The 26,473-nt window shown below is 61.9% G+C and carries 21 protein-coding genes; 18 read left to right on the forward strand and 3 right to left on the reverse strand.

The genetic code is table 11. The features are described from left to right. Positions 1-23 precede the first annotated feature (23 nt). From M5C98_RS04530 to M5C98_RS04605, 16 genes are all read left to right on the forward strand, one after another. On the forward strand, positions 24-1,319 hold the full coding sequence (locus M5C98_RS04530) for a nucleotide sugar dehydrogenase (protein ID WP_272551241.1): 1,296 nt from the start codon (positions 24-26) through the stop codon (positions 1,317-1,319). Between the two features lie 20 nt (positions 1,320-1,339). Continuing rightward, on the forward strand, positions 1,340-2,290 hold the full coding sequence (locus M5C98_RS04535) for a Gfo/Idh/MocA family oxidoreductase (RefSeq protein WP_272551242.1): 951 nt from the start codon (positions 1,340-1,342) through the stop codon (positions 2,288-2,290). A 4-nt stretch (positions 2,291-2,294) separates the two neighbouring features. Continuing rightward, a complete protein-coding gene (locus M5C98_RS04540) occupies positions 2,295-3,110 on the forward strand; it encodes an ABC transporter permease (RefSeq protein WP_272551243.1) in 816 nt (271 codons plus the stop codon). A 2-nt stretch (positions 3,111-3,112) separates the two neighbouring features. After that, complete coding sequence (locus M5C98_RS04545; RefSeq protein WP_272551244.1) at positions 3,113-3,862, forward strand: ABC transporter ATP-binding protein; 750 nt, start codon at positions 3,113-3,115, stop codon at positions 3,860-3,862. 15 nt (positions 3,863-3,877) lie between these two features. Next, complete coding sequence (locus tag M5C98_RS04550; protein WP_272551246.1) at positions 3,878-4,471, forward strand: acyltransferase; 594 nt, start codon at positions 3,878-3,880, stop codon at positions 4,469-4,471. 9 nt (positions 4,472-4,480) lie between these two features. Beyond that, complete coding sequence (locus tag M5C98_RS04555) at positions 4,481-5,575, forward strand: DegT/DnrJ/EryC1/StrS family aminotransferase (protein WP_272551247.1); 1,095 nt, start codon at positions 4,481-4,483, stop codon at positions 5,573-5,575. A gap of 183 nt (positions 5,576-5,758) precedes the next feature. Next, positions 5,759-6,835, forward strand: a complete 1,077-nt coding sequence (gene wecB, locus M5C98_RS04560; protein ID WP_272551248.1) for a non-hydrolyzing UDP-N-acetylglucosamine 2-epimerase — start codon at positions 5,759-5,761, stop codon at positions 6,833-6,835. Positions 6,836-6,840: 5 nt separating this feature from the next. Further along, positions 6,841-7,632 carry an N-acetyltransferase gene (locus M5C98_RS04565; RefSeq protein ID WP_272551249.1) on the forward strand — a complete coding sequence of 264 codons (792 nt, stop codon included), beginning with the start codon at positions 6,841-6,843 and terminating at the stop codon, positions 7,630-7,632. Further along, positions 7,629-9,458, forward strand: a complete 1,830-nt coding sequence (locus M5C98_RS04570) for a glycosyltransferase family 4 protein (protein WP_272551250.1) — start codon at positions 7,629-7,631, stop codon at positions 9,456-9,458. The genes M5C98_RS04565 and M5C98_RS04570 overlap by 4 nt, the downstream gene beginning before the upstream one ends. After that, complete coding sequence (locus M5C98_RS04575; RefSeq protein ID WP_272551251.1) at positions 9,455-10,237, forward strand: polysaccharide deacetylase WbmS family protein; 783 nt, start codon at positions 9,455-9,457, stop codon at positions 10,235-10,237. Before M5C98_RS04570 ends, M5C98_RS04575 begins: the two co-directional genes overlap by 4 nt. A 3-nt stretch (positions 10,238-10,240) precedes the next feature. Continuing rightward, a complete protein-coding gene (gene asnB / locus M5C98_RS04580) occupies positions 10,241-12,130 on the forward strand; it encodes an asparagine synthase (glutamine-hydrolyzing) (protein ID WP_272551252.1) in 1,890 nt (629 codons plus the stop codon). Then, positions 12,123-13,289, forward strand: a complete 1,167-nt coding sequence (wecB, locus tag M5C98_RS04585) for a non-hydrolyzing UDP-N-acetylglucosamine 2-epimerase (protein WP_272551253.1) — start codon at positions 12,123-12,125, stop codon at positions 13,287-13,289. The genes asnB (M5C98_RS04580) and wecB (M5C98_RS04585) overlap by 8 nt, the downstream gene beginning before the upstream one ends. Positions 13,290-13,384: 95 nt before the next feature. After that, entirely contained in the window at positions 13,385-15,271 is a 1,887-nt protein-coding gene (gene asnB / locus M5C98_RS04590) for an asparagine synthase (glutamine-hydrolyzing) (RefSeq protein ID WP_272551255.1), read from the forward strand. A gap of 7 nt (positions 15,272-15,278) precedes the next feature. Next, positions 15,279-16,433 (forward strand): glycosyltransferase, encoded by a 1,155-nt coding sequence (locus tag M5C98_RS04595; RefSeq protein ID WP_272551257.1) that lies wholly within the window; start codon positions 15,279-15,281, stop codon positions 16,431-16,433. A 4-nt stretch (positions 16,434-16,437) separates the two neighbouring features. Then, positions 16,438-17,583, forward strand: a complete 1,146-nt coding sequence (locus M5C98_RS04600; RefSeq protein ID WP_272551258.1) for a glycosyltransferase — start codon at positions 16,438-16,440, stop codon at positions 17,581-17,583. Further along, positions 17,580-18,659 (forward strand): glycosyltransferase, encoded by a 1,080-nt coding sequence (locus M5C98_RS04605; protein WP_272551260.1) that lies wholly within the window; start codon positions 17,580-17,582, stop codon positions 18,657-18,659. Before M5C98_RS04600 ends, M5C98_RS04605 begins: the two co-directional genes overlap by 4 nt. A gap of 9 nt (positions 18,660-18,668) precedes the next feature. Here the strand turns inward: M5C98_RS04605 and M5C98_RS04610 are convergent, their stop codons facing one another. The 3 genes from M5C98_RS04610 to M5C98_RS04620 form a co-directional block, all read right to left on the reverse strand. Continuing rightward, complete coding sequence (locus M5C98_RS04610) at positions 18,669-20,510, reverse strand: glycosyltransferase (RefSeq protein ID WP_442867229.1); 1,842 nt, start codon at positions 20,508-20,510, stop codon at positions 18,669-18,671. Between the two features lie 18 nt (positions 20,511-20,528). Beyond that, a complete protein-coding gene (locus tag M5C98_RS04615) occupies positions 20,529-22,526 on the reverse strand; it encodes a tetratricopeptide repeat protein (protein ID WP_272551261.1) in 1,998 nt (665 codons plus the stop codon). Between the two features lie 168 nt (positions 22,527-22,694). Further along, on the reverse strand, positions 22,695-23,432 hold the full coding sequence (locus M5C98_RS04620) for a TetR/AcrR family transcriptional regulator (protein ID WP_272551263.1): 738 nt from the start codon (positions 23,430-23,432) through the stop codon (positions 22,695-22,697). 306 nt (positions 23,433-23,738) lie between these two features. Here M5C98_RS04620 and M5C98_RS04625 point away from each other — a divergent pair, with 306 nt between their 5' ends. Both M5C98_RS04625 and preA read left to right on the forward strand, forming a co-directional pair. Further along, positions 23,739-25,088: an NAD(P)-dependent oxidoreductase gene (locus tag M5C98_RS04625; RefSeq protein ID WP_272551264.1), complete on the forward strand. Its 1,350-nt coding sequence runs from the start codon at positions 23,739-23,741 to the stop codon at positions 25,086-25,088. 49 nt (positions 25,089-25,137) lie between these two features. After that, on the forward strand, positions 25,138-26,445 hold the full coding sequence (gene preA, locus M5C98_RS04630) for an NAD-dependent dihydropyrimidine dehydrogenase subunit PreA (RefSeq protein WP_272551265.1): 1,308 nt from the start codon (positions 25,138-25,140) through the stop codon (positions 26,443-26,445). The last annotated feature ends 28 nt before the right edge of the window (positions 26,446-26,473 follow it).

Here is a 26,473-nt window from a genome sequence, read left to right on the forward strand (position 1 = left end):
CCCCATTCTTCCGACATAAAAATATGAATCTAGAACAAGCAAGCATCGCCGTGATCGGGCTTGGCTACGTGGGCCTGCCCTTGGCGGTGGAGTTTGGCCGCCAGCGTCCGGTCATCGGCTTCGACATCAATGCTGCGCGCATCGCCGAGTTGCAGTCGGGCAAAGACGGCACCCTGGAAGTGAGCCCGGAAAACCTGCAAGCTGCCCGCCATTTGCAATACAGCGCCAACCCGGAAGACCTGCGCAACTGCAAAGTCTTCATCGTGACCGTGCCCACGCCGGTGGACAAAGCCAACCGGCCCGACATGTCGCCGCTGGTCAGGGCCAGCGAAACCGTGGGCAAGGTCATGCCCGATGGCGCCGTGGTCATTTACGAATCCACGGTGTATCCCGGCGCAACCGAAGAGGTGTGCGTGCCGGTGCTCGAGCGGTTCAGCGGCAAGACCTTCAACACGGATTTCTTCTGTGGCTATAGCCCGGAGCGCATCAACCCGGGCGACCGGGTCAATACCCTCACGAAGATCAAGAAGATCACCAGCGGCAGCACCCCCGAAGTGGCAGACGCGGTGGATGCCTTGTACGGCAGCATCATCACCGCCGGTACCCACAAGGCCAGCAGCTTGAAAGTGGCCGAGGCGGCCAAAGTCATCGAAAACACGCAGCGCGACTTGAACATCGCCTTGGTGAACGAACTGTCCGTCATCTTTGAACGGCTGGGCATCGACACCCTCGACGTGCTGGAAGCGGCCGGCAGCAAATGGAATTTCCTGCCGTTCCGTCCCGGTCTGGTAGGGGGGCACTGCATCGGCGTCGATCCTTACTACCTGACGCACAAGGCCGAGGAAGTGGGCTATCACCCGCAGGTCATCCTGGCCGGGCGGCGCATCAACGACAACATGGCGCGCTACGTGGCGCGCAACACCATCCGGCTCATGCTGAAGAACGGCATGGACGTGCCCCGCTGCCGCATCGGCATTCTGGGCATCACGTTCAAGGAAAACTGCCCGGATATCCGCAACAGCAAGGTCGTGGACATGGTGCGCGAATTCCTGGCGTGGGGTGCGGACGTGGTGATTGCCGATCCCTGGGCCAGTGCGCAAGAAGTCGATCACGAGTACAGCCTGCCATTGGGGCTCGTCGATGCCGACCATCCGGTGGACGCGTTGGTCGTGGCCGTCGGCCATAACGAGTACCGGCAAGCCACCCCGGCAGAACTCCGTGCCTACTGCCGTGGTGTCCAACCCGTCCTTGCCGATGTCAAGAGCCTCTACAACCGCGAGCAGGCTGCAGAAGCCGGCTTCACCGTCTTTCGCCTGTAAATCCTTCCCTCGAATCCGACATGAAAAATTTCGCCCTCATCGGTGCCGCCGGCTACATTGCGCCGCGCCATATGCGTGCCATCAAGGACACCGGCAACCATCTGGCCGTGGCGTACGACATCAATGACTCGGTCGGCATCATCGACAGCATTTCGCCGCAGAGCGACTTCTTCACCGAGTTTGAACGGTTCGCGGAGCATGCACACCAGCTCAAGCGCAATGCGACCACGGCACTCGATTACGTGGCGATCTGCTCGCCCAACTACCTGCATCACGCGCACATCGCGGCGGGCTTGCGCCTGGGGTGCGATGTCATCTGCGAAAAGCCGTTGGTTCCCACGCCGCAACTGATGGATGAACTGGCGCGCATCGAGCAGGAAACGGGTCGGCGGGTGTTCAACATCCTGCAACTGCGCCACCACGACGCGATCTTGAAGCTGCGCGACAAAGTGGCCGCGGCACCCAAGGACACCAAGTTCGATGTCGAACTGACCTACATCACATCGCGTGGCAAGTGGTATCTGGAAAGCTGGAAGGGCGACCCTCGCAAGTCGTTCGGCGTGGCCACCAATATCGGCGTGCATTTCTTCGACATGCTGCACTTCATCTTCGGCAGGCTTCAGGACAATCGCATCCACCTGAGCGAGGAGACCAAGGCGGCCGGCTACCTGGAGTATGAGCGTGCCCGGGTGCGGTGGTTTTTGTCCATCGACGCCAATGATCTTCCGGACGAAGTCAAAGGCAAGAAGCCCACCTATCGCAACATCGATGTGAGCGGCGAGCAGCTCGAGTTTTCCGAAGGGTTTACCGATCTGCACACCACCAGCTACCGCGAGATTTTGGCGGGCCGGGGGTATGGATTGGCGGATGCGAGGCACTGCATCGAAACGGTGGATGTGATTCGCAGCGCCTCCGTTGCACGCGATGCGGATGAGCGCGTGCATCCTTTCGTTCGCCTGAAGGGGTATTGAGAGCATGGACGCTTCTCGTTTGAAGCCGCTTTCTCAGCTGCAGTTGTTGTTGTCCGATGTGCAAGATGCATTGAAGCTTTGGCGCTTCTGGTTGCATCTGGGCTTGGAAGATATCCTCAAGCAATATCGAAGGTCGTTTCTCGGGCCTGTATGGATATCCATTAATACGGCCATTTTCATCGGCGCATTCGGACTGATTGGATCGCAAGTATTCAAGATCGATGTTCAGACCTATCTGCCATTTTTTTGCGTCAGTCATGTACTGTTTCTTTTTATATCGCAGTCCATTTCAGATAGCTGTCAGACCTTCATCGCCGCCAGCGCATTTTTGAAGCAGACGCCTTACCCAAAGACCGCATTCGGCTTGCGGGTAATTTGGAGAAATTTATTGATGATGGGGCACAACATTCCCATCGCAATCATCGTTCTTCTGGCCTTTGGCGGTTTGGGTGATATCAGATTGCTGCCTTTCTTGTGTGGATTGGCATTTACGGTCATTTGCGCAGCATTGCTGTCTTGCATTTTGGGGGCACTTTGCGCGCGGTTTCGGGACATTCCAATGATTGTTACGAGCCTGATGCAAATTTCCATGTTCCTCACACCCGTCATGTGGCAGCCGTCGCAGTTGAGTGAGCGTGCGCAGCTCATCGTGCATATCAATCCATTGGCGGCATTTCTCGACTTGGTTCGTGCGCCAGTATTGGGGCAATCAGTCAGCTCATATAGCTATTTGATGGCTGGTGGTACGTTTCTTCTGCTTCTGTTTGCATTCTTTACTGTCTTTTTGAAGAGCCGGCGAAGGCTCGTGTATTGGCTCTGATCATGGCAAGTATCGAATTAGAGCGGGTCAATGTCGATTTCCCGCTGTTCTCTTCACGTTCGCGTGGCCTTTTGAATACCTTATTGGGGAAGGCTCAGGGGCATAGGGGGCGGATCGAAGATGTTGGTGGTGGTGCCATCGCTGTCCGTGCGCTGCGCGATATCACTTTGAGGCTCAAGGACGGCGACAGAATGGGGCTTGTCGGGCGCAACGGCGCAGGTAAATCCACTCTGCTACGGGTTTTGTCCAGTGTTTACGAGCCGACCTCGGGTGTCATGCGTGCATCCGGTCATATCTCGTCACTGATTGATCTCATGCTGGGCATGGACCCTGATGCCAGTGGATATGAATTCATTGCCACACGCTGCGTGGTCATGGGAATCGGAAGCCGTGAGGCAAAGGCCTTGGTGCCTGACATCGAGGAGTTTACCGAGCTGGGCGACTACCTCCATTTGCCGGTGCGCACATATTCGTCTGGAATGATGCTGCGGCTCGCTTTTGCTGTATCCACTGCCGTGGCTCCGGATATTTTGCTAATGGATGAAATGATTGGCGTCGGTGACGCGCAGTTCATCGATAAAGCACGCATACGACTTGAAAACATGATGAGCCGGGTGAAGATTCTCGTGCTTGCATCGCATAGCGATCCAATATTGAAGACCTTTTGCAATCAAGGTATTTGGTTGAATGAGGGCCAGATTCGCATGCAGGGCAACATCGAAGATTGCCTTTCTGCATACCATGCAAATTAAATCATCGAAAGTCCCATGAGCGAACAGAATTATTCGGCCCATTCGACCGCAATCATTGATGATGGTGCGCAGATCGGATCGGGCACACGGATATGGCACTGGGTTCATATCTGTGGCAAGGCGCGTATTGGACGGGACTGTTCGTTTGGTCAGAATGTTTATGTTGGCAATGACGTGGTAATTGGCAATAACGTCAAAGTGCAGAATAACGTGAGTGTGTATGACTCTGTTATTTTGGAGGACGATGTTTTTTGTGGGCCCAGTGTTGTATTCACCAATGTATATAACCCGCGTAGCGGTGTCACGCGTAAACATGAGTATCGGCCTACGCTGGTTCAACGTGGAGCGACGTTGGGGGCGAATTCCACGATCGTGTGTGGCACCACGGTAGGAGCATATTCCTTCGTTGCCGCGGGCGCCGTAATAAATCGTGATGTCAAGCCGTATGCATTGATGGCGGGAGTTCCCGCAAGACACATCGGCTGGATGAGTGAGCATGGAGTTCGTTTGAACTTTTCGCAGGGCGATGGAGTGGCCGTGTGCGCTGAATCGGGTGCGGAATATGAATTGTGTCAAGGCGACGTGCGGCGCCTTGATGCCAGACCATGAAAGTGGCTTATGGAATTTATTGATCTCAAATCTCAATATCTTGCATTGAAGGCGGAGGTTGATGGCCGCATTCAAAAGGTGCTCGAGCATGGCCAATATATATTGGGTCCGGAAGTGGCTGAGTTGGAAGAGCGACTCGTTGAGTACACAGGTGCTAAATACTGTATTTCAGTGGCCAATGGCACCGATGCTTTGCAAATTGCCTTGATGGCATTGGGGGTCGGACCGGGTGATGAAGTCATTACGCCCGGATTCACCTACATCGCGACGGCTGAAACTGCTGCTTTGTTGGGGGCGAAGCCTGTCTATGTGGATGTGCTTCCAGGATCGTGCAATGTGGACCCGTCCCTCATCGAATCAGCGATTACGAGCAAAACCAAAGCCATTATTCCAGTGAGCTTGTATGGGCAATGTGCGGATTTCGATGCGATCAATGAAATTGCATCTCGCCACGGAATCCCCGTCATCGAGGATGCCGCCCAGAGTTTCGGAGCGACCTATAAGGGTAAAAAGAGCTGCAATCTCAGTCGCATCGCCTGTGCGAGCTTTTTCCCCAGTAAGCCGTTGGGTTGTTATGGCGATGGCGGTGCAATATTCACAAACGATGAAGGCTTGGGAAAAATCATTCGTCAGATAGCCAGGCACGGTCAGGAGCGGCGTTATCACCATGTGCGCATAGGTGTGAATAGCCGGCTTGACACGTTGCAGGCAGCCATTTTATTGGCCAAGCTGGAAGTTTTTGACGCGGAGTTGAAGAAGCGGAGCGAGGTGGCTTTCGATTATGTTCAGGGATTGAGTGGCTGCAAGAATCTGGCTGTACCAGAATATTCAAAGAGCGAAATTTCTAGCTGGGCGCAATTTACCATTCAGCATCATCAACGCGATGTGTTGGCAGAGAAGCTGAAAAGCAGGGGTGTCCCAACTGCCATTCACTACCCTGTGCCTTTAAATAAGCAACCTGCGCTCGGCGACAACGGCTTCAGTTTGCCCGTGGGTGACAGGTTGGCGAGGCAGGTGCTTAGCTTGCCTATGAGTCCATGGTTGAGCCGGGTTGATCAAGATTTTGTTATTAAATCTGTTTTGGAAATTTGCGAAGAGATTTGATGTATCTTTCGATTTTTATTGGCTTGATTAAATAAATCATTTGCCTGCGGTTTGTTGCTTGCCTGGTGGTTAAGTAGTCTTAAGCTCGAGGTTTATGATTGGATTTTGCCTCTGAATAATAATGTTGCGGCCGCTTCACAACTACTTGCGTTAGACGGTTCATGTTGGATTGAGGGAAAAATAATGAAGGTACTCAGAGTGGTGGGGGCGCGGCCCCAATTTATGCAGGTGCCTGTGGTTCGTGACGTGCTGCTCCAAAGAGGGCATGAGCATGTGTTGTTGCATACCGGCCAGCACTATGACGACAGCATGAGTGCGGTATTTTTTAGAGAGCTCGGCATCCCCCCTGCCGATATCAACCTCGGTATTTCCGAGTTAGGCCATGGCGGTATGACGGGTCGCATGATGGAAGGCATAGAGCGGTCGCTGCAAGAGGTGCGCCCAGATGTTCTGCTCGTGGATGGCGATACCAACTCGACGATGGCCGCAGCTCTGAGCGCAGTCAAACTGCATATTCCGGTGGTTCACATCGAAGCAGGTTTGCGTGATTTCGACCGCAAGCGGCCCGAAGAGATCAACCGTGTGGTGACTGACCACGTCGCCTCGATCAATTGCGCACCGATTCCACGCGCCATCAGCAATCTTGAGAATGAAGGTCTGGGTGCGTCCGCTGTGTTGACCGGTGACGTCTTGCTGGACTGTTTCGTGCATTATTTCGAGCGGCGCAGCCACAGCGTCGTGGCGGAACTCGAACTGCAGCCGGGTGGCTACTACCTGTCCACCTTGCACCGGCCCGAGAACACCGATCTCGTCAATGCGGAGCGTTTCTCCGCGATCTTTGGTTTTCTTTCCGATCTTGACAAGCCGGTCATCCTGCCCTTGCACCCACGCAGCCGACGCATGGTGGAGCAATGGCAAAGCGCAGGAGGGCGACTGGGAGCCATTCGTCTGGTGCCACCGGTCACGTATCTCGAAATGCTTGCCTTGCTCGAAGGGGCTGATTGCGTGTTCACGGACTCCGGCGGGTTGCCGCGCGAAGCGGTGTGGATGGGCTGCCGCTGCGTCATGCTATTTCGTGAAGACACGTGGCACGATCTTTTGGAGCAGGGTTGGGCTGCTATCGGGAAGACCGACAGATCGTCGATCGAAGCCGCTTTCAATCAGGCAGTGCGGCCAGATAAAAAATCTACGCGCGACTTCTTCGGTGGGGGAGAGGCTGCAAAGAGAGTGGTTGAACAATTAGAGAGCATGAAGGAGTAACGACGATGACCACAGACATGATCTCGACAAAGGCCAAGATAGGCCGCAATGTCACGCTGGGCGCGCACGTCAGAATCCACGACAACGTTGAAATCGGCGATGACACGGTGATTGGCGATTTTTGTGTCATCGGTCATCCTGCCGGGGGCGAGTACCAAGGACAACCGCTGCAGATCGGGCCGCGCAGCGTGATCCGATCGCACTCCATCCTGTATGAGGGCAGCAGCTTTGGTGCGGATTTGAGGGTAGGTCATACCTCTCTTATCCGAGAAGGGGTGAAGGCCGGGGTGAATTTGCAGATCGGCAGCTTCAACGATCTTGAAGGTGACACGGTGATCGGCGATTGGGTGCGGTTCCATAGCAATGTGCACGTGGGCCGTGGCGCGGTGATCGGCGACCTGGTGTGGATCTTTCCCTATGTCGTGCTCACGAATGATCCTATTCCGCCATCTGGCCTCAAGGAGGGTGTGACTCTTGGCGCAGGGTCTGCGGTATGCACCAGCGCGGTGGTGCTGCCTGGCACGGTGGTCGGACGTGGGGCGTTCATCGCAGCGATGACCCGTGCAAGGGGAAATATTCCTGGGGGCGCACTCGTGGTGGGGGGGGAGGGACACATCGTCGGGACCATCCGGAAGCTGCGGCACAAGGAGTCGGGCAAGCAGCACCCGTGGATGACGCACTTCGCAGATTACTACCCCGCCGAAGCGCAATCGGCGATTACCGCTTTGCATCAAGCCGTCGAGTCGGATGTCGAACTGCTGGAGCGTGAACTCGCAGCAAAAAAGGCCAGTTCGTGACCCAGTCTTCTTCCAATATCCTGATGATCGATCGCAATTGCATGGTCGACCGTCGAATCGTGCTGGAGGCCAAGCTCCTGCGCGAGCAGGGCCATCGTGTTGCCCTGGTGGCTGCCTATGGCATTTTGGGTGGCAATGACGCGCAAATCGATGGCTTGCCCATTGTCCGATTCAATGAATCAGCCTTGCTGAGCCACGGCAATGACCCGACTTTCACCGCTTTCGAGGATGCGTGGAAGGGGCCTGACGAAGACGATTTGATCCAGCAGGAGTTGGATGCAGAGTTCGACCAAATATCACGTGATCGCTTCAACGCTGCGCTGGGCATCACGCGCAAGCTGTTGGGCAGCACGTTAGGTAGGGCCGTGGCGGCTTTGATGGCCCCGCGTTTCTCGATCAAGCAGTTGATTGCAGCCAACCAATTGCCGGGTTTGATCCGTAAGCCTGCGGTGCTGGTACTGGCGTTGGCCTCATTCAATTGGACCGCATTGGCGGGATGGCGCAAATTCAGTCGCGAGTCCCCGGGGCCCGCAACCGCTGGCCCGCGCGTGCGGATCGCGAAGCTGCAGTTCGGCCTCAGCCGCGCACGGGCCCTCAAGGCCCAAGCCAGAGGGATGTCGCCACTGTGGTCCAGCCTGCGCTATCCCCGCTATGGCTTGGAGCAGCTGCGCGGCAGCCGCAATCCGTTGCGTGTGGTGGTCGGGGTGCCGCTGGCGCTGCTGACCTGCGACGCCTATGTATGGGGCCGTCTTTGGTCGTTCGCTTCCGGAGATTTTTCGTTCGAGGAGCGCGTTCCCCAGGCGTTGCAAGGGCTTCACCCCGACATCATTGAGCACTTCATGGGGCAGCCGCTGGACAGTTGGGAACGCAAGGTGCTGCGCTTCGGAGGCGAACTGGATCGCGTTGATGCGGTTCACGCCCACGACTTGCCGGCATTGCGCGTGGCGACGCTGATTGCCAAGCGGCGCCGTATCCCCTTGATCTATGACGCGCACGAACTGTATAGCTACCAGCCTGGCATCGTCGGGGACCGCAAGAAACGGCTGCTCCAAACCGAGCACACGTTGATCGGTCATTGCGACGAGATCGTCGTCATCAACGAGGATCAAGCCCGCGTGATGCAGCGCGATCATGGGGTGGGGTCTTATACACCCCTCACCAATGCCACCGAGCAGCCTCCCGGCTTTGACATCCACCGGCGGACGACGGTCGTGCAGGACCATCTGGGGCTGGAGCCAGGTACACCGACTCTGATGTTCATGGGGGGCATCAATCGCACGCGCAAGATACACCTGCTGTTTGAAGGATTGGCCCTGTCAGAGGTGCAAGCCCATTTGATTTTGCTGACTTGGGGGATGGAGATCCCAGAATTCCAGCAGATGGCGCTGGATTTGGGCATATCGGACCGGGTGCATTTCATGGACCCGGTGCCCTGGAGCGAAATTGTCGATTGGGCCGCCTCTGTCGATGTGGGGGTCATGCCGTATCAAGCATTGGACCTGAACACCAAAATCTCTTCGCCCAACAAAATGTACGAATTCATCGCGGCGGGTACGCCGATGATCGGCTCCAGCGAACTGGTCAATGTGCGGCGCGTGGTGGAAGCGGAAGGCTTTGGCGTGCTGGTGCCATTCCATAAGTCCGAGGATTACGCCAAAGCCATTGATGCGATATTCGATGTGACCTTGGGAGGACCGGACCGCTTTCGTCCTGCCTTGATCGCGAAGGCCGACAAGTATCTATTTTCCGCGCAAGCAGAGGCTTTCGCGTCCATGTACCAGCGGGTCTTCGCGCCCGGACGCACGCCCAAAGCGGATATGTCATGAGCAGCATGCAACATTATTTCAAAGACGATCCGTTCCGTGATTTTTACAACTTGGATGGGTTAGATACCGTTGTCCTCACCACGGACATCGACTGGGCGCCCGATTACGCCACGCAAGCCGTACTCGATCTGGTGGCCCAGGCCGGCATGAAGATCACGGCCTATGCGACCCACGACAGCCCGCTGTTGAAAGCGTCCACAGAATTCGTCGAAATCGGGTTGCATCCGGACAATACCCGCCCCGATCCAGTGCACCGCTTCGCTCGAAAGCTGCCCGATCTGATGGAGATATTCCCGGACGCTGTCGGGCTGCGCTGCCATCGCAATTTCTTTGGCCAGAACATCAGTGACCTCGCAAAAGAGTGCGGGCTGCGTTACGACCTGAGCACCTTTCTTTGGCGCCAGCCTTTCGCCCAAGCCTATGTGGATTACAACGGCTTGGTGAAGATGGCCTATGTCTGGGAAGATGGCATTCACGTCGATGTGGGCGAGCCTCTCGCATTGGAGCGCGTCGGCCTGGATAGCCCGGGCCTGAAGGTATTGAATGTGCATCCCATGCTGATCTACCTGAATGCGCCGGATGACCATCTGCGCCGCCGGCTGACCAAGGGAATTGCGGATCTCACATCGGTGCCGCGCAGCCACTTCGAAAGCGACATCCACACGGGTTATGGCTTGCGCGACTTCTACCGTGACCTGCTGGCCGAACTCAAGCGCCGAGGCGTCAGAACCGTGTTTGCCCGCGATGTCGCGGCTGCAGTAGCGAAGCAGGGGCACTGAACCATGTGTGGCATTTTTGGTTTCGTCGCTGCCGCACCAGTGGACAGCGCAGAGCAGGTGCTGGCCACCGGGATTGCACGCCAGCGCCACCGGGGGCCGGACGGGGAAGGCACCTGGATATCGGGTGACCGAAGGGTGGGCTTCGCGCACATGCGTCTGTCCATCATCGATCTCTCGGCGCATGCCTCTCAGCCCATGCACGATGTCGATTCGGGCGTGGTGATTACCTACAACGGCGAGATCTACAACTACCGGGAACTGCGGGAGGAGATCGGAGGCGAGTTCCGCACCCAAAGCGATACCGAAGTGATCCTTCGGGCTTACCTGAAGTGGGGTGAAGACTGCGTCGGTCGCCTGCGCGGGATGTTTTCCTTTTTGGTGTGGGACCCGCGCACGAGCAAGGTGTTTTTGGCGCGTGATCGTTTCGGCATCAAGCCGCTCTACTACACGGAGCAGGCTGGAGTGGTGTATTTCGCCTCCGAGATCAAGGCATTGACGCCCTTCATGGCCCATCGGAGCATTTCCCGCCAAGCCCTGTCCGAGTACTTTACTTTCCAGTTCACCATCAGCGGAGCCGCATTGCTCGAGGGCGTGCACGAGGTGCCTGCCGCATATCGCGGCACGATCGCTCCGGGCGGGGGGTTGGCACTCAGCCGTTATTGGGAGATCCATTACGAGCCTGACCTCTATCACACGGAACAGTATTTCGTTGAGCGTTTGCGCGAGTTGATGGCCGAGTCGGTCAACCTCCATCTGCTTGCCGATGTCGATGTGGGGGCCTACGTGAGCGGGGGCGTCGATTCCAGCTTGCTGGCCATCCTGGCGCGTGAGGCAAGGCCCGGCGGTCCGTTCAAAATCTTCAATGGCCGCTTCAACGACGGCCCTTCCTATGATGAATCTCGCTATGCACAGGATGTGGCGGCCGAGAACAGCATGTCGTGTTACGTGCAGGACATCAGCGAAGATGACTTTGTCGAAAATATCCGCAAGGTCATCTATCACTTGGACGGTCCGATCGCCGGTCCCGGCGCCTTCCCTCAATTCATGGTCTCGCGGCTGGCGGCCAGCAAGCTCAAAGTGGTGCTGGGCGGACAAGGGGGCGACGAGATTTTCGGTGGCTACGCGCGCTATCTGGTCGCCTATTTCGAGCAGTGCATCAAGGGGGCCATCGAGGGGACGGCACACGGCGGCCAGTTCATCGTCACCTACGAATCCATCATCCCCAACTTGGTAACGCTCAAGGAATACCAGCCACTGATCAAGGAGTTTTGGTCGGAAGGGTTGTTCGGCCCACGCGATGAGCGCTACTTCCGGTTGATCAACCGGGCCAACATGCTGGGTGGGGTGATTGATTCTGCTGCCGTGGACTTTGAGCCGGTGCGTGATGCCTACAAGAAAATATTCTGGGGCAACAATGTCGGTCCTGAGGCCTACTTCGACCGGATGACGCATTTCGACTTCAAGACGCTGTTGCCAGCGCTGCTGCAGGTCGAAGATCGAATGAGCATGGCCCACGGCCTGGAGTCGCGTGTGCCCTTTCTCGATCACCCCGTGGTCGAGTTTGCCGCCACCATTCCACCGAACATCAAGTTCGCCAACGGTGAACTCAAGCGCCTTCTGCGCGTGGCTTTCGGGCAACGTCTGCCCGAATCCATCCGCAAACGCAGTGACAAGATGGGCTTCCCGGTGCCGCTGAACCAGTGGCTCAAGAGCAAGGGACGGGCGTCGGAGTTCGTGCAGGACGTGCTGGGTTCGACGCGTGCGCGGCAGCGGGGCTACTTGCAACCCGGCGCCGACATAGGCCGCCTCATCGGCGCACAGGGGGCGTTCAACCGCAACTTGTGGGCCCTGCTGTCGCTGGAACTGTGGCAGCAGGAGTTCATTGATGCCTGAAGCCGGCAATCCGTCATCCGCTGCATTTCCCAATGCATCAACAATGAAGATTCTCACCGTCATCGGGGCACGGCCCCAACTCGTCAAAGCGGCAGTGGTTTCGCATGAGATTCAGGCGAGGCAGCAGGCTGGTACGGCCGTGCAGGAACTGATTGTTCATACGGGCCAGCATTTCGACAAGAACATGTCCGACGTGTTCTTCGACGAGATGTCCATTCCGCGGCCGCACCGCATGCTCGCTCTGGGGGGGCTATCGCATGGCGCGATGACCGGCCGGATGATCGAGCAGATCGAATCGGTGTTGGTGGAAGAGCGTCCCGACTGGATGCTGGTGTACGGCGATACCAATTCGACCATGGCCGGTGCCTTGGCTGCCGTGAAACTGCACATTCCGGTGGCGCATGTCGAGGCGGGGCTTCGCTCCTGGAACCGCGCCATGCCGGAAGAAATCAATCGCGTCGTGACGGACCATGTATCCAGCCTGCTGTTTGCCCCCACCGATTCCGCAGTGGCCAATCTCAAGGCCGAGGGGATTGCCGGGCAGCAAGTGGTTCGCACGGGAGATGTGATGTTCGACGCCTCGCTGTTTTATGCCAGCAAAGCCGTGAACCTCCCTTTGCCGGCCGGCGTGGGCAACCGCCCCTTCGCGTTGGTGACCATCCATCGCGCAGAGAACACGGACGATCCCAAACGCCTGCAGGCCATCGTGGAGGCTCTGGAGAGAGCGTCACGCGCGATCCACATGGTTTTTCCGGTGCACCCGCGCACGCGTGGGGCTTTGGGTCGCTTGGGTTTGCTCGATCGGCTGGAGGCCATCGCCACTTTGCTGGACCCGGTCGGATACCTCGAAATGGTTCAACTGGAAAAGGCCTGCACCTTGGTCGTCACGGACTCAGGCGGGGTGCAGAAGGAGGCGTATTTCTTCGGCAAGCCATGTGTGACGCTGCGCACTGAAACGGAGTGGACTGAACTCGTCGAGATCGGCGCCAATGTATTGGTCGCGCCGGACGATGCGCAAAGCATCGCGCAGGCGATTGCCGATGGAGTGCAGCGGACCGTCGATACCAGTGCCCAGTTGTATGGCGATGGCCATGCCGCAGCACACATCGTGGATCAGTTGCTCTCGAATCTGCACGGAAGTGCTTGCACCAACCCCTGATCTGCGACTTGAAGTGATTCATTCATTGCCAAGCCCGGTGGGGAACTTCATGTCCAACAATCCATGATGGCCTCGCTTCAGAATAGGCCGACCCTATGTGCGGCATAGCAGGCAGTGCTTCGGGCATCGGGGATGGCCGCCTCGAAGGTCGATTAAAGGCGGCTCTTCATTTGCTGCAGCGACGAGGCCCGGACGAAAGCGCGTCTGCTTTCTGGCGCACCGATGGAGCGATGGTCGCGTTGGGCCATACACGCCTCAGCGTGATCGACCTTTCTTCGGCGGCTCAGCAGCCCATGTCCAGTAGCGATGAAAACTTCACGCTGGTGTTCAACGGAGAGATTTATAACTATCTCGAATTAAGGCGCGAACTGGAACAGCTAGGGCGGCAATTCCATTCCAGGTCTGACACCGAAGTTCTCCTGCAGGCTTGGCAGGTGTGGGGCGAGCGCGCCTTGCCGCGTTTGGTGGGCATGTTCGCCTTTGTCCTTTTGGACCGCCGTTCCGGAACATTGCACGGTGCCCGCGACGCGTTCGGCATCAAGCCGATTTACTACCACGCAGATCACCAGGGGCTGTGCTTTGCCTCCGAGATTCCAGCCGTGCAGGCCCTGCGGTCCTCTGCTCCCCGTCTGGACTGGCACGTCGCGTACGACTATCTGGCGCACGGCCGCTACGACAACGACGCGCGCACTTTCTTTGCGGATGTTCGCGCGCTGCCGCCTGGCCACCGCTTTACCTACGACCTCCAGTCCCGTCAGCTTGAGCTGCACGCCTGGTGGAAGCCGACGATTGCCCCGGTTCAGCGGCTGACGCTTGACGACGCAGCGGATGGCCTGCGCAGCCGTCTGCTGGACAGCGTTCGGCTTCATCTTCGCAGCGATGTTCCGCTGGGCGCGGCCCTGTCCGGTGGGCTGGATTCGTCTGCCATCGTCGGTTGCATGCGCCATCTGGAGCCCGATGCGCCGATCCACACGTTCAGCTTCATTGCATCGGGCAGCTCCGTTTCGGAAGAGCAATGGGTCGATCGCATGAATGCCTATGCGGGGGCTGTGGCGCACAAGGTGAGCATCGCGCCCCAGGAGTTGGCGGCCGACCTGGACGACATGATCGCGGCGCAGGGCGAGCCGTTTGGCAGCACCAGCATCTATGCCCAGTACCGGGTGTTTCAGTTGGCGCGAGAGCACGGCATGACCGTCACGCTCGACGGGCAGGGCGCTGATGAATTGTGCGGCGGCTATGTCGGCTACCCCGGGCCGCGTGTGCACAGCCTGTTGGATGAGGGGCGGTGGCTGGGCGCTGCGGCATTCCTGCGGCAATGGGGGCGTTGGCCCGGCAGGGCCGGCCTGGATGGGCTCAAGGCGGCCGTGGCCGAATACACGAGCGACACTGCCTACCAGGCGCTGCGGCGCATGAATGGTGCCGATGCCAGCCCGCCCTGGCTGGATGGGCGGGTGCTCGCAGACGCTGGCGTCGCCCTGCGCTTTCCGCGCGAGTCGCCCCCCCAAACCGCCCCCGGAAGGCGCCTGGTGGCCGAACTCGCCCGTTCGCTGCACGGCGTGGGCTTGCCAGGGCTGCTGCGCCACGGGGACCGCAACTCCATGCGATTCTCGGTGGAAAGCCGGGTGCCCTTTCTGACCACGGGGCTTGCCGACTTCTTGCTGACCTTGCCAGAGGATTACCTGGTGTCGCCCCAAGGCGAGACCAAGCATCTGCTGCGCCGTGCCATGCGGGGACTGGTGCCGCAAGAGGTGCTCGATCGCCGGGACAAGATCGGCTTCGCCACGCCGGAACAGGCGTGGCTCGTGCAGATGGCGCCCCAGGTGCGCGAATGGCTGCGGCACCCGCTTGGGTTGCCGTTCTTTCGCCAGGACGAAGTGCTCAGGGCATTCGACCAGGTGGTCGCAGGCCAGCGGCCTTTCAGCTGGCAGGTGTGGCGCTGGATCAATTTCACGCGCTGGCACGCCCGGCATTTCGCGGGTTGACGTAGCCATGGCCCGTGTGCTGCTGCTGTCGCTCTCGCCCATTGCCTCCGATCCGCGTGTGATGCGCCAATACGAGGCGCTGAGCGCGGAGCATGAGGTCCATGTGATGGGCTTTGGAGACTGCCCGCCCGGAGTGCGGCATTTCACGCCGGTGGAGCAGCCCCGGCCCGACCCTGGCGTGGTTCTGCGCAATGCGGTTCGCCTGGCGCTGCGCCGCTATGAAACGTATTACTGGCAGCACCCGCAGATCCGCGCATTGGAGAAAGCCGCCGCGCAGGTGCCCGCAGGCTTCGACTTGGTATTGGCCAACGATGTGATGGCATTGCCGATGGCCCTGCGGCTGGCAGGCAAGGCGCCCGTGTGGCTGGACGCGCATGAATATGCCCCGCGCGAATTCGAGGACCTGTGGGCATGGCGCATGTTGCTGGGGCCTTTCTTCGATGCCACCTGCCGTGATGCATTGCCCCGCGTGGCGCGCATGAGCACGGTGTGCGCAGGCATTGCGCGCGAGTACGAACGGTGTTACGGCGTGCCGGTGTCGGTGATGCCCAATTGCCCAGAACCGCAGGCTTTGCCTGTACGGCCCACGCAGGCTGACCGCATCCGGCTGATCCACCACGGCGCAGCCATCGCCTCGCGCAAGATCGAGGTGATGATCGACCTCATGGACCATCTGGACGACCGTTTCAGCCTGGACCTGATGCTGGTGGAGCAAGACCCGGCATACTTCGCGGCGCTGAAGCATCGCGCAGCCCGGCATGCCCGCATCCGGTTCATCCCGCCTGTCCCCATGCGGGACATCGCGGCGCACACCAATGGCCACGACATTGGGCTGTTCCTGCTGCCGCCCACCAATTTCAACTACCTGCATGCGCTGCCCAACAAGTTCTTCGAGTTCATGCAGGCACGCCTGGCGATTGCCATCGGCCCCTCGCCCGAAATGCAGGCACTGGTGACGGAGTCGGGGTGCGGCGTGGTCAGCGGTAGCTTTGAAGCGGCAGACCTGGCCGCCCAGCTCTCCCGCCTCACACCCGAAAACATCGATGCCATGAAGCACGCTTCCGACCGTGCCAGCCGGCGCTTCAACGCCGCGGTAACGCGCCAGTGGCTCCGCGACGAAGTACGGGATTTGCTGGCGGGCCCCACCAGCGCGGCTCACTGACGTCATGCGCGCCCTCGTTCTTGGCACCCAGTCGTTCATTGATGGCGGCACCAAAGTCGGCTCGCAACATCTGGCGCAAGCGCTGGCGGCGGCCGGGTGGGCGGTGGACTATGTGCCCACCCTCTCGTCGCCCATGGACGTGATCGGCCGGCAACGCCATGCCAGGCTGGCCCGGGCCTGGGGCGGTGGATTGCGGGAGCGCTCGGTGGGCATCTCTCCCGGCCTGACCGAATGGAGCGTTCAGTCGTTTTTTCCGGCGCATCGGTGGTTTTTGCGCTGGCCCTGGCAGTTGAAAGCGTATGGTCACCGCTGCCCGGCGGCGCTGCGCAACGTGCAGTTCGACGCCTGCATTGCCGACGTGGCGCCCAACATGCTGCTGCTGCACCAGATCACTGCGCATGCGAAGGTCTGCCGCCTCAACGATTGGCCGCGGGGCTTTGCGCGGGACCTTCATCCGGTGCTGGTGAATGCGCTCGAGTCGATGGTGGGCAGCGCCTGTTTCGATGAGGTGTGGGCCGTCTCGCAACCGCTGGCGGAATACGCGCATGCGCTGAATCCGCAGGCCAGGGTGGAGCAGATTCCCAATGGCGTGGAGGCCAGCATGCTCGTGCCTTTAAGCCATGACCACCCGATCGCGCGAAGGCCCCGCAGCGCAGTTTACGTGGGAGGGCTGACGGCTTGGCTGGACATCGGGCTGCTCGCGCAGGTGGCGCAGTTGCTGCCCGACTGGACGTTCGATGTCCATGCGCCCGGCGCCCCGCCGCAGCACGGGTGGCCGGCCAATCTCCGTTGGTGCGGCGCCGTGGCGCGCAACGAATTACCGGCAGTTCTCCAAAGCCACGAGGTGGGGTTGATTCCCTTTCGCGAGGCCGATGGCCGCATGCGCTATGTGGAGCGCCCCTTGAAGTTCTACGAGTACATCGCGGCCGGGCTGGGCGTGGCGAGCACCGACCTGGGAGCGCTGCGGCATGGCATGGGCGACCTGGCCTGCTATGGCAACGGTGCACAGGCGTTTGCCGATGCGGTGGTGCGCGCGCGCGAGCAGGCGCAGGCACGCTCCCCCGGCTTTGCAGACGGCTTCGTGCAGGCGCACGACTGGAGCGCCCGGGCCCAGACCATGCTGGCTCGGCTGGAGATCTTGCTGGCATGAAAAACTACCTGCTGTACGACTTCATGCAGGTGGCCGGCGGTGCGGAGCGCGTGACGCTCACGCTGGCGGAGGCCTTTCCCGAGTTTCAGACCGTGGTCAGCCGCTGCTACCCCGATGCCCAGCCGTTGATGAGCGCTTCTCCCGCCACGGTGCAGACGCTGCACGGTGGCTGGTCTTCCGTGCTGCCGCGCATTCTGGAGAGCCTGTGGTGCTTTCGCTTCCGGGCGGGGCTTCTAAAAGATGCACAGACCGTGCTGTACAGCGGCTTTTACGCGCCCCTGGCCGTCTATCAACAGCGGGCTGGCCGGCGCTTGTACTACTGCCACACGATTCCCCGGTTTGCCTACGACCTGTACGACAGCACGCTGGCCGGTTTTCCGTTCTGGCTGCGGCCTGCGTACGCCCTGTTCGTGCGCTGGTTCCGGGCGCAGTACGAGGCGGCCATCGGGCGCATGGACCGCATTTTCGTGAACTCCGAGAACGTGCGGGCACGGCTCCATCGCTACACGGGGCTGGACGCCGAGGTGGTCTATCCCCCCGTGGCGACGCAGCACTTTCGTTTTTTGGGAGACGAGGGCTATTACCTGTCCACCGCACGGCTGGTGCCGAACAAGCGGGTGGAGGTGATCGTGCAGGCCTTCCTGCAGATGCCAAATCGCTCCCTGGTGGTCTTGTCGGGCGGGCCGGAGCTGGAGCGATTGAAGGCCCTGGCGGGAAATGCGCCCAACATTCAATTCACCGGTTGGCAGACCGATGAGGCGCTGCGGCACTGGGTGGGCAACGCGCGCTGCGTGATCTATCTGCCCGTGGATGAGGACTTCGGCATGTCCCCCGTGGAGGCCATGGCCGCAGGCAAGCCCGTGATCGGCGTGGCCGAAGGCGGATTGCTGGAGACCGTGGTTCCCGGCCAGACGGGTGTCCTGGTCGCTCCTGCGCCCACGCCTGGGGCCGTCATGGACGCCGTGACACAGATCGAGCAGATCCATGGCGAAGACCTGTCCGCCCAGTGCCGGCTGCGCGCCCAGCAATTCACCGAAGCCGCCTTCATTGCAAGGATGCAGGCGATCCTTCGATAAGCCCTGGGGCTACTCTGCCGAGCCGCGCGTGCGCCAATGCGCAATGCACAGCAGGGACGACACTGCCACATACCGCAGCGCGTTGGCCCAGGATTGGAAAATCTTCGAGCGATCCACCTTGGCGGTGTGCATGGGCAAGGCGACTTCCTTGATGCGCAGGCCCTGGCGCCGCATCAGCAGCAGGGTGCCGATGTCCTGGTAGTCGAGCAGGGTGGCCTCGGTGGACACCGCCACTTCGAGGGCCTTGCGGTTGTACAGGCGAAAGCCGGACACGAAGTCGTGCAGCGCAAACCCTGTCAGGAACCGGAACCAGCCCCACGCCAAACGGCGCGCCCAACTGGTTCGGGTCGCGAAATGGCTCACCACCACATCGCCGTCCTGGCGGCGGGACAGCAGGCTGGAGATCTCTTCCACCTCATAGCGGCCTTCCGCATCGATGGTGATCACCGCGTCATAGCCCCGCGACAGCCCGTAGCGAAGCCCCGTCTGCAGGCTGCCCCAGGTGGTCATGGCCAGCAGTGGGCGCAGCACCCACGCGCCCGCGCTCTCCGCCAGATGGCAGGTGCCATCGCTGCTGCGGTTGTCCACCACCAGCACATCGGCCCCCACCAGCGAGCGAACGCGCTCGATGAGGTGCTGGATGCTCGCTGCATGGTTGCGCGTGGAGATCACCACCAGCACGCGCGGATTGGGCGGGGCCGGCGTGCTGCCAAGGGCCAGGTACTGGTACTGGTGCGCCAGCGCGCGTTCGCACTGGGCAATGTCGAAATGCTGGAGCAGCGCCTGGTATCCCGCTTCGCCGAACTGCGTGCGCAGCCGCGTGTCGTGCTGCAACCGGGCCAGGGTGCTGCGCCAGCTCTCCACGTCTTCGATGGGCACATGCAAGCCGGAGCGTGCGTGCGCCACCACCCAGGGCATGCCGGAGCCGGGCAGGTCTGTCACCACGCACGGGCGCTTGTGCATCATGGCTTCCAGCAACACGATGCCGAACGCTTCGGTGCGCTCGCGGGAAGCCAGGCAGAAGACGTCGCAGGCTTCGAGCAGGGCGTGCTTTTCCGCATCGAGCACCGAGCCGACCAGGCGCACCGCGGGTTCGCGGCCCGCGGGCGTGGTGTCCCGGATCAGGGATTCCAGCGACACCCGCAACTCGCCCTCGCCGGCGATCACCAGTTCCACCCCTGGCATGGCCTGCACCGCCTTGATGAGCGTCTCGAACCCCTTGTAGTAGGTGAGGCGCCCGATGGACAGCAGCCGCAGCTGCGTTTTGGGGCCCCACTGCAACTCGCTGCGCAAGGTGGCGGGCGGGGGCGGCCGCCGCAGGTTGATGCCCAGGGGAATGACTTCGCACTTGCTGCGCCACGGCTGCAGGGGCGCGCTGGCCTCCAGGTAGGGCGGCGACGTGGCGAAGATCATTTGCGCCCGGTCCAGCACCGCATGCTCGAAGGGGCGGTACAAAAAGTACGCCAGCGCCACCGACAGCTTGATGTCCGAGACGACGATGTCCGAATGCCAGTGCACCACGCACGGCACCTTGCGGGCCGCAGGCAGCGTCAGCGCCCAGAGCGCGGAATTGTTGGGCAGGTGCAGGTGCAGCACATCGGGCTGGAAGCGCCGGATGGCCCGCCCCAGCGCCGAGCGAAAGCCCAGGGCGATCGGGGCATACACCAGATTGAACTGCACCGGCACCCGCACCAGCCAGGGCGGATCCTGGGGCAATGGCGTGCCGTGCACCAGGGCAAACGCTTCGATGCCCTGGGCGCGCTGGGCCTCGATGAGATCGGCCAGAAACACTTCCATGCCGCCCAGGTAGGGCGGAAAGAATTTGCCGATGTGCAGGACGCGCAGTGCCACGGGGTTCGCTGACGCGGGCTATTTCTTCAGGGCCGCCACCTGGGCGCGCACCTGCGGATACTGCGGATTGCGCGGATCGATCGCGATGGCGCGGTCCAGGTCCTTGAGGCTGTCGTCCAGGCGGCCGGCCGTGCGGTGGGCCATGGCCCGCCCGTAGTAGGCCGCGGCGGCGTTGGGCGTGCGCGCGATGATCTGGTCGAACAGCGCAATCGCCGCCTTCGTGTCGCCCTTGCCGACCTGCGCCATCCCGAGGCCCAGCATCAGCCGCTGGTTGTTGGGCGTGGCCTTCATCAAGGTGCTGAAATCGCTGATGGCATCGTCGTACCGCTGCGCGCCAATCGCGGCTTCGGCACGGCGCATGCGCATCGATTCGCGCATGCGGTCGACTTCCTTGTCGGTGATGCCTTCGGCAGCGCGCGTCATGCCCTGGGTAAAGCTGTCGTACGCTGCGGCAAACTGCCCCAGCGCGAAAGCGGATTCGCCCCGGTGGTAGTACAGCGGCAGATCGGTGAAGCCTTGCTTTTCGGCCTCCGTGAACGCAGCCAGCGCCTCGGCATGTTTCTTTTGCTGCTGCAAGGCAACGCCGATGTTGAAGCGTGCGGAGCCCTGCAGCGATCCCAGCGCCTCGGCGGTGGCAAAGCTCTTCTGGGCCTCGGCGACCGAGCCGCGGTCCAGGTGATAGGCGCCGAGGTTCAGGAACGGCCGCCAGCGGCCCACGGCGCTCGGCGATGCCTGCAGGTCGATCTTTTCAGCGGCGTCTCCCCACGCGGCGTAGTCGTCCCGCAGGGACTCCACGCGCTCGAAGGCCAGCAGGCTGAACACCAGGCCCACCATGCAGCCCAGCACATAGATGGTTTTCGGCTTGAATCCGGTCAGCACGATGGCGATCAGCACCGGCATGGCGATGGCCCACAGATAGCTGCGGTAAAGCACGAACGGGTCTTGCACCCACACCGTCGCGAATTCGGTCACGAACAGCAGCAGGGGGAACATCAGCGCGACGCCTACCAGGCTCAATGCGCCACGGCGGCGTATCACGGCCCAGATCGCAGCGGCCCACAGCGCCAGATAGCCGAAGACGCCCAAAATCTGCGGAAACGCGGCATACGACAGGGGGAACGCGGGCCGCAGGTCCACCGACATCCACATCACGTTCGGGAAGAACCAGAGGAAGCCGTAGGCAAAGAAGAGCGCCGCCTCGTTCAGGATGCTGAGCGGGTACATGCGCTGCGTGATGCCGGGGCTCAGGCGCTCCAACTGCTTGGCGAAGTCCAGCGAGCGCTGGTCGAACAGCTTGCCGATGAATTCGCCGTAGATGCCGAAGAAGATCACCGCCGCGACCGCAATGATCGCGGCGCAGGCGCCCGCCAGGGTGGCGATGGTCTTCCAGCTGGGGCGGCGCACGTGGATGTACAGAGGCACCGCCATCGCCGCGATCATGACCGCGTGCTCCTTGGACAGCACCGCCGCCACGTAGCTCAGAAGGGCCAGGCCATACCAGAGCACGCCCCGGCCGGACAGCCCCCGCACGAAGCACCAGCACGCCAATACCGCGAACAGCGTGGCCATGACGATGGAGCGCTGCACCAGATAGGCCACCGCATACACCGCCATGGGGTTGACCGCGAACAGGGCCACGCCCACCCGCACTGCCGCCTGCCGCGACAGGCCGAAATGCGGCTGCGATTCGAATTCCTCCGGGAAGCGCGTGCGGGCCAGCAGGTCGCGCACCAGGGCATACAGCGCGGCCACCGTGGCCAGGTGCAGCGCGATGTTCACGAGCCGCTGCTTGCCCCAGCCGGGGCCGGCCAAGGAGTCCACCCAGATGAAGCTGCCATAGGACAGCATCCGCTGCTTGAAGGTGAGCAGGCTGCCGTAGCTGCCGAAGATGGCGCCGTCGGAAAGCCGCAGATCGTCGAACAGCAACGCATGGTTCCAGCCGGGCAGGTAGATGACCAGCACGGCCGCCAGAACGGCGATGCCGAAAACAGCAAGGGAAATGGACGGTTTGGCCATGGGCGGATAGAAAGCGGGTGGACGGGCGCGGCGGTGCGAAGCAGTGCGCGCAGGCAGCCGGGAAGTCTAAGCGATGGAATTTTCGCACTGCCTCGGCGCCGCCAGATGCCGTCGGCTCCTGGCCTGGCCATGCCAAGCGGTCCGGCAAAACCGCGCAACGGCCGGGCTTCAGTCCTGCCCGGGCGCCGATGGCCCGGGCTCCAGGCCCCGCAGCACCAGGTGGCAGAGCAATTCCTCTGCCTTGTCGTAGTCGCGCTCCGTCAGGGCGGGCTTGCCCAGCAGCAGCGCGAACTGGGCCTGCTGGTCGGCATAGGCCTGGGTCACGGACCAGATGATGAACATCAGGTGGGTGAAATTCACCTTGGCGATGCGGCCCTCGCGCGCCCAGCGCTCGAAGGTGCGTACGTCGTTCTTGAGCACCGGGCCCACGCGTTCGGCAATCACGCCCGCATAGCGCGGCGCGCCGGCGATGACCTCCTTGGCGAACACCTTGGCGGCGTTGGGCCGCTCCAGCGACGAGCGCAGCTTGGCGCGGATGTAGCGGCGCAGCGCCTTGTGCGGATCATCGCCGTGGGACATCTCTTCCATGCCGGCCAGCCACTGGTTGAGCACATCGTCCAGCACGCGCAGGTACAGCGCCTCCTTGTTCGGAAAGTAATACAGCAGGTTGTGGCGGCTGAGCCCGATGGCCGCGGCGATGCTCTCCAGCGATGCGCCCTCGAAGCCGAACTGCGCAAACTGCGTTTCCGCCTCGGTGAGGATGGCCTGCTCCTTCTTGAGCCGCGAGGCGGTGGGCGGGCGTACCGGGTCGGCGGGCACCCCATCGGACGTGGGGGGCTGCGGGGCGGTGCGTGTTCGCACAGGCGCGGGGCGGGAGGGCTTGGGCGAAGGGCTCATTTGCACCATTGTGGAACGACTGCGGGGTGTTTTCGCTGGCACGGTGTTTGCACTAGGGGATTTTACCGATTGGTAAATTTTTACTGGTTGGTAAATTGAAAACCAGCAGGGCACGGCACCGCCGAAGACACCTGCACCACGACAGCGAGGCCCCCGATGAAACCTCTGCAGACTGTTCCGATGTGCGGCCGCCCGGCCGCCTGCGCCCGGCCCCGCCAGCGACGGAAAAGGCACGCCCATGCGCCCCGCCGCGTCCGTGTGCCCCTCTCCCGTCCCTGATCTCCCGTCCCTGACCCTTCGTCCCAAGGACCCCCGATGGAAACGACCGCAAGCCGCGCCTGCGGCATTCATGCCGCACGCCTGAACCTGGCCGACTACGCCGTGAACTTCGGCGATGCGCACCCGCCGCTCACCCGGGCGCAGGCCCTGGTAGAGGCCGAGCGCTGCTATTACTGCTTCGATGCGCCGTGCGCCACGGCGTGCCCGACTGGCATCGACATTCCCTCGTTCATCCACCGCATCGCGCAGGGCAACGACCGCGGCGCGGCCCGTGCCATTCTGGAGGCCAACCCGCTGGGCGGCATGTGCGCCCGCGTCTGCCCGACCGAGGTGCTGTGCGAGCAGGCCTGCGTGCGCAACTCGCATGACGACAAGCCCGTGGAGATCGGCGCGCTGCAGCGCCACGCCACCGATGCGTACTTTGCCGACCCGGGCGCGCCCCTGTTCACCCGTGCCGCGCCCACGGGCCGTCGGGTGGCTGTGGTGGGCGCGGGGCCCGCAGGGCTGGCCTGCGCCCATGGCCTGGCGGTGCGCGGGCACGACGTGGTGCTGTTCGAGGCACGCCCCAAGCTGGGCGGCTTGAACGAGTACGGCCTGGCCAGCTACAAGACCACGGGTGGCTTCGCGCAAAAGGAGATCGAGTGGCTGCTGTCCATCGGCGGCATCGAGGTGCGCTGCAACCAGGTGCTGGGCCGCGACGTCACCGTGGACAGCCTGCTGCAGGCCTACGACGCCGTTTTCCTCGGCCTGGGCCTGGCGGGCGTCAATGCGCTGGGCATCGCCGAGCCGCAGGCCGAGGGGCTGCGCAACGCGGTGGATTTCATTGCCGATGTGCGCCAGGCGCAGGACCTTTCGGCCGTCCCCGTGGGCCGCCGCGTGGTCGTGATCGGCGGCGGCATGACGGCCGTGGACGCTGCCGTGCAGGCGCGCAAGCTGGGCGCCGAAGAGGTGACCATCGTCTATCGCCGCGGAGCCGACAGCATGTCCGCCTCCGCTGTGGAGCAACGCTGGGCGCAGACGAACGGCGTGGCCATCCGCCACTGGGCAGCGCCCAAGGAATTGCTCAGCGAGGGCGGGGTGGTGCGTGGCATGCGGTTCGCGGCCACGGCCCTGGCGGGCGGTCGGCTCGTGGACACGGGCGAAGCCTTCACGCTGGAGGCCGACATGGTGCTCAAGGCCATCGGCCAGAGCTACCTGCCCGAACACGCCGGCCCCACGGTGGCCCTGCAGGCCGGGCGCATCGCCACCGACGACATGGGCCGCACCAGCGTGGCACGGCTGTGGGCCGGCGGGGACTGCCGTGCCGGCGGGCGCGACCTCACGGTCGAGGCGGTCGAGCACGGCAAGGTGGCCGCCCTCTCCATCAGCGAGGCGCTGCGCGGCTGACGGCCGGCACCTTCTCCTTCCCACACCCCGCACCCACGGAGCATTTCCCATGGCAGACATCCGCAGCCGCTTTCTCGGCATCGAGAGCCCCAACCCGTTCTGGCTGGCCTCCGCACCGCCCACCGACAAGGAGATCAACGTCACCCGCGCCTTCGAGGCGGGCTGGGGCGGCGTGGTCTGGAAGACGCTGGGCGAAGACCCGCACGTGGTCAACGTCAACGGCCCGCGCTATGCCACGCTGATGTCGCAGGACCGCCGCGTGATCGGGCTCAACAACATCGAGCTCATCACCGACCGCCCGCTGCAGACCAACCTGGACGAGATCCGCCGCGTGAAGCGCAACTGGCCCGACCGCGCGATGATCGTCTCGCTCATGGTGCCCTGCGTGGAAGAAAGCTGGAAGCGCATCCTGCCCATGGTGGAGGACGTGGGGGCCGACGGCATCGAGCTGAACTTCGGCTGCCCGCACGGCATGAGCGAGCGCGGCATGGGCGCCGCCGTGGGCCAGGTGCCCGAATACATCCAGATGGTGACGGCCTGGTGCAAGCATTACAGCCGGCTGCCGGTGATCGTGAAGCTCACGCCCAACATCACCGACGTGCGCCAGCCCGCTCGCGCCGCCAAGGCCGGCGGGGCCGATGCGGTGTCGCTCATCAACACCATCAACTCCATCATGGGCGTGGACCTGGAACGCATGGTCATGAGCCCCAGCACCGGCGGCCTGGGCTCGCACGGCGGCTACTGCGGCCCGGCGGTCAAGCCCATCGCGCTCAACATGGTGGCCGAGATCGCGCGCGACGCGCAGACCGCCGGCCTGCCCATCAGCGGCATCGGCGGCATCTCCACCTGGCGCGATACGGCCGAGTACATCGCCCTGGGCTGCGGCACCGTGCAGGTCTGCACCGCCGCCATGGTGTACGGCTTCAAGATCGTGCAGGACATGTGCGACGGGCTGTCCAACTTCATGGATGCGCACGGCTACCAGACCCTCGACGACTTCCGCGGGCAGGCCGTGCCGACGGTCAAGGACTGGAAGCAGCTGGACCTGAACCACATCGACAAGGCCGTGATCGATCAGGACGCCTGCATCCAATGCGGCCGCTGCCACGTGGTGTGCGAAGACACCTCCCACCAGGCCATCACCTTCACCAAGGACGGCGGCGTGCGCCGCTTCGAGGTGAACGATGCCGAATGCGTGGGCTGCAACCTGTGCGTGTCGATCTGCCCCGTGCCCGAATGCATCACGCTGCGCAGCCTCGCGCCCGGCGAGGTCGATGCGCGCACAGGCAAGGTGGTGACGGGCGAGTACGCCAACTGGACCATGCACCCCAACAACCCGCAGCGCGTGGCCGCCTGAGCCGCTGCGCCGCGCATCGCCGTCCTTT

Source organism: Acidovorax sp. NCPPB 3576 (genome assembly GCF_028473605.1).
Lineage (GTDB): Bacteria > Pseudomonadota > Gammaproteobacteria > Burkholderiales > Burkholderiaceae_C > Paracidovorax.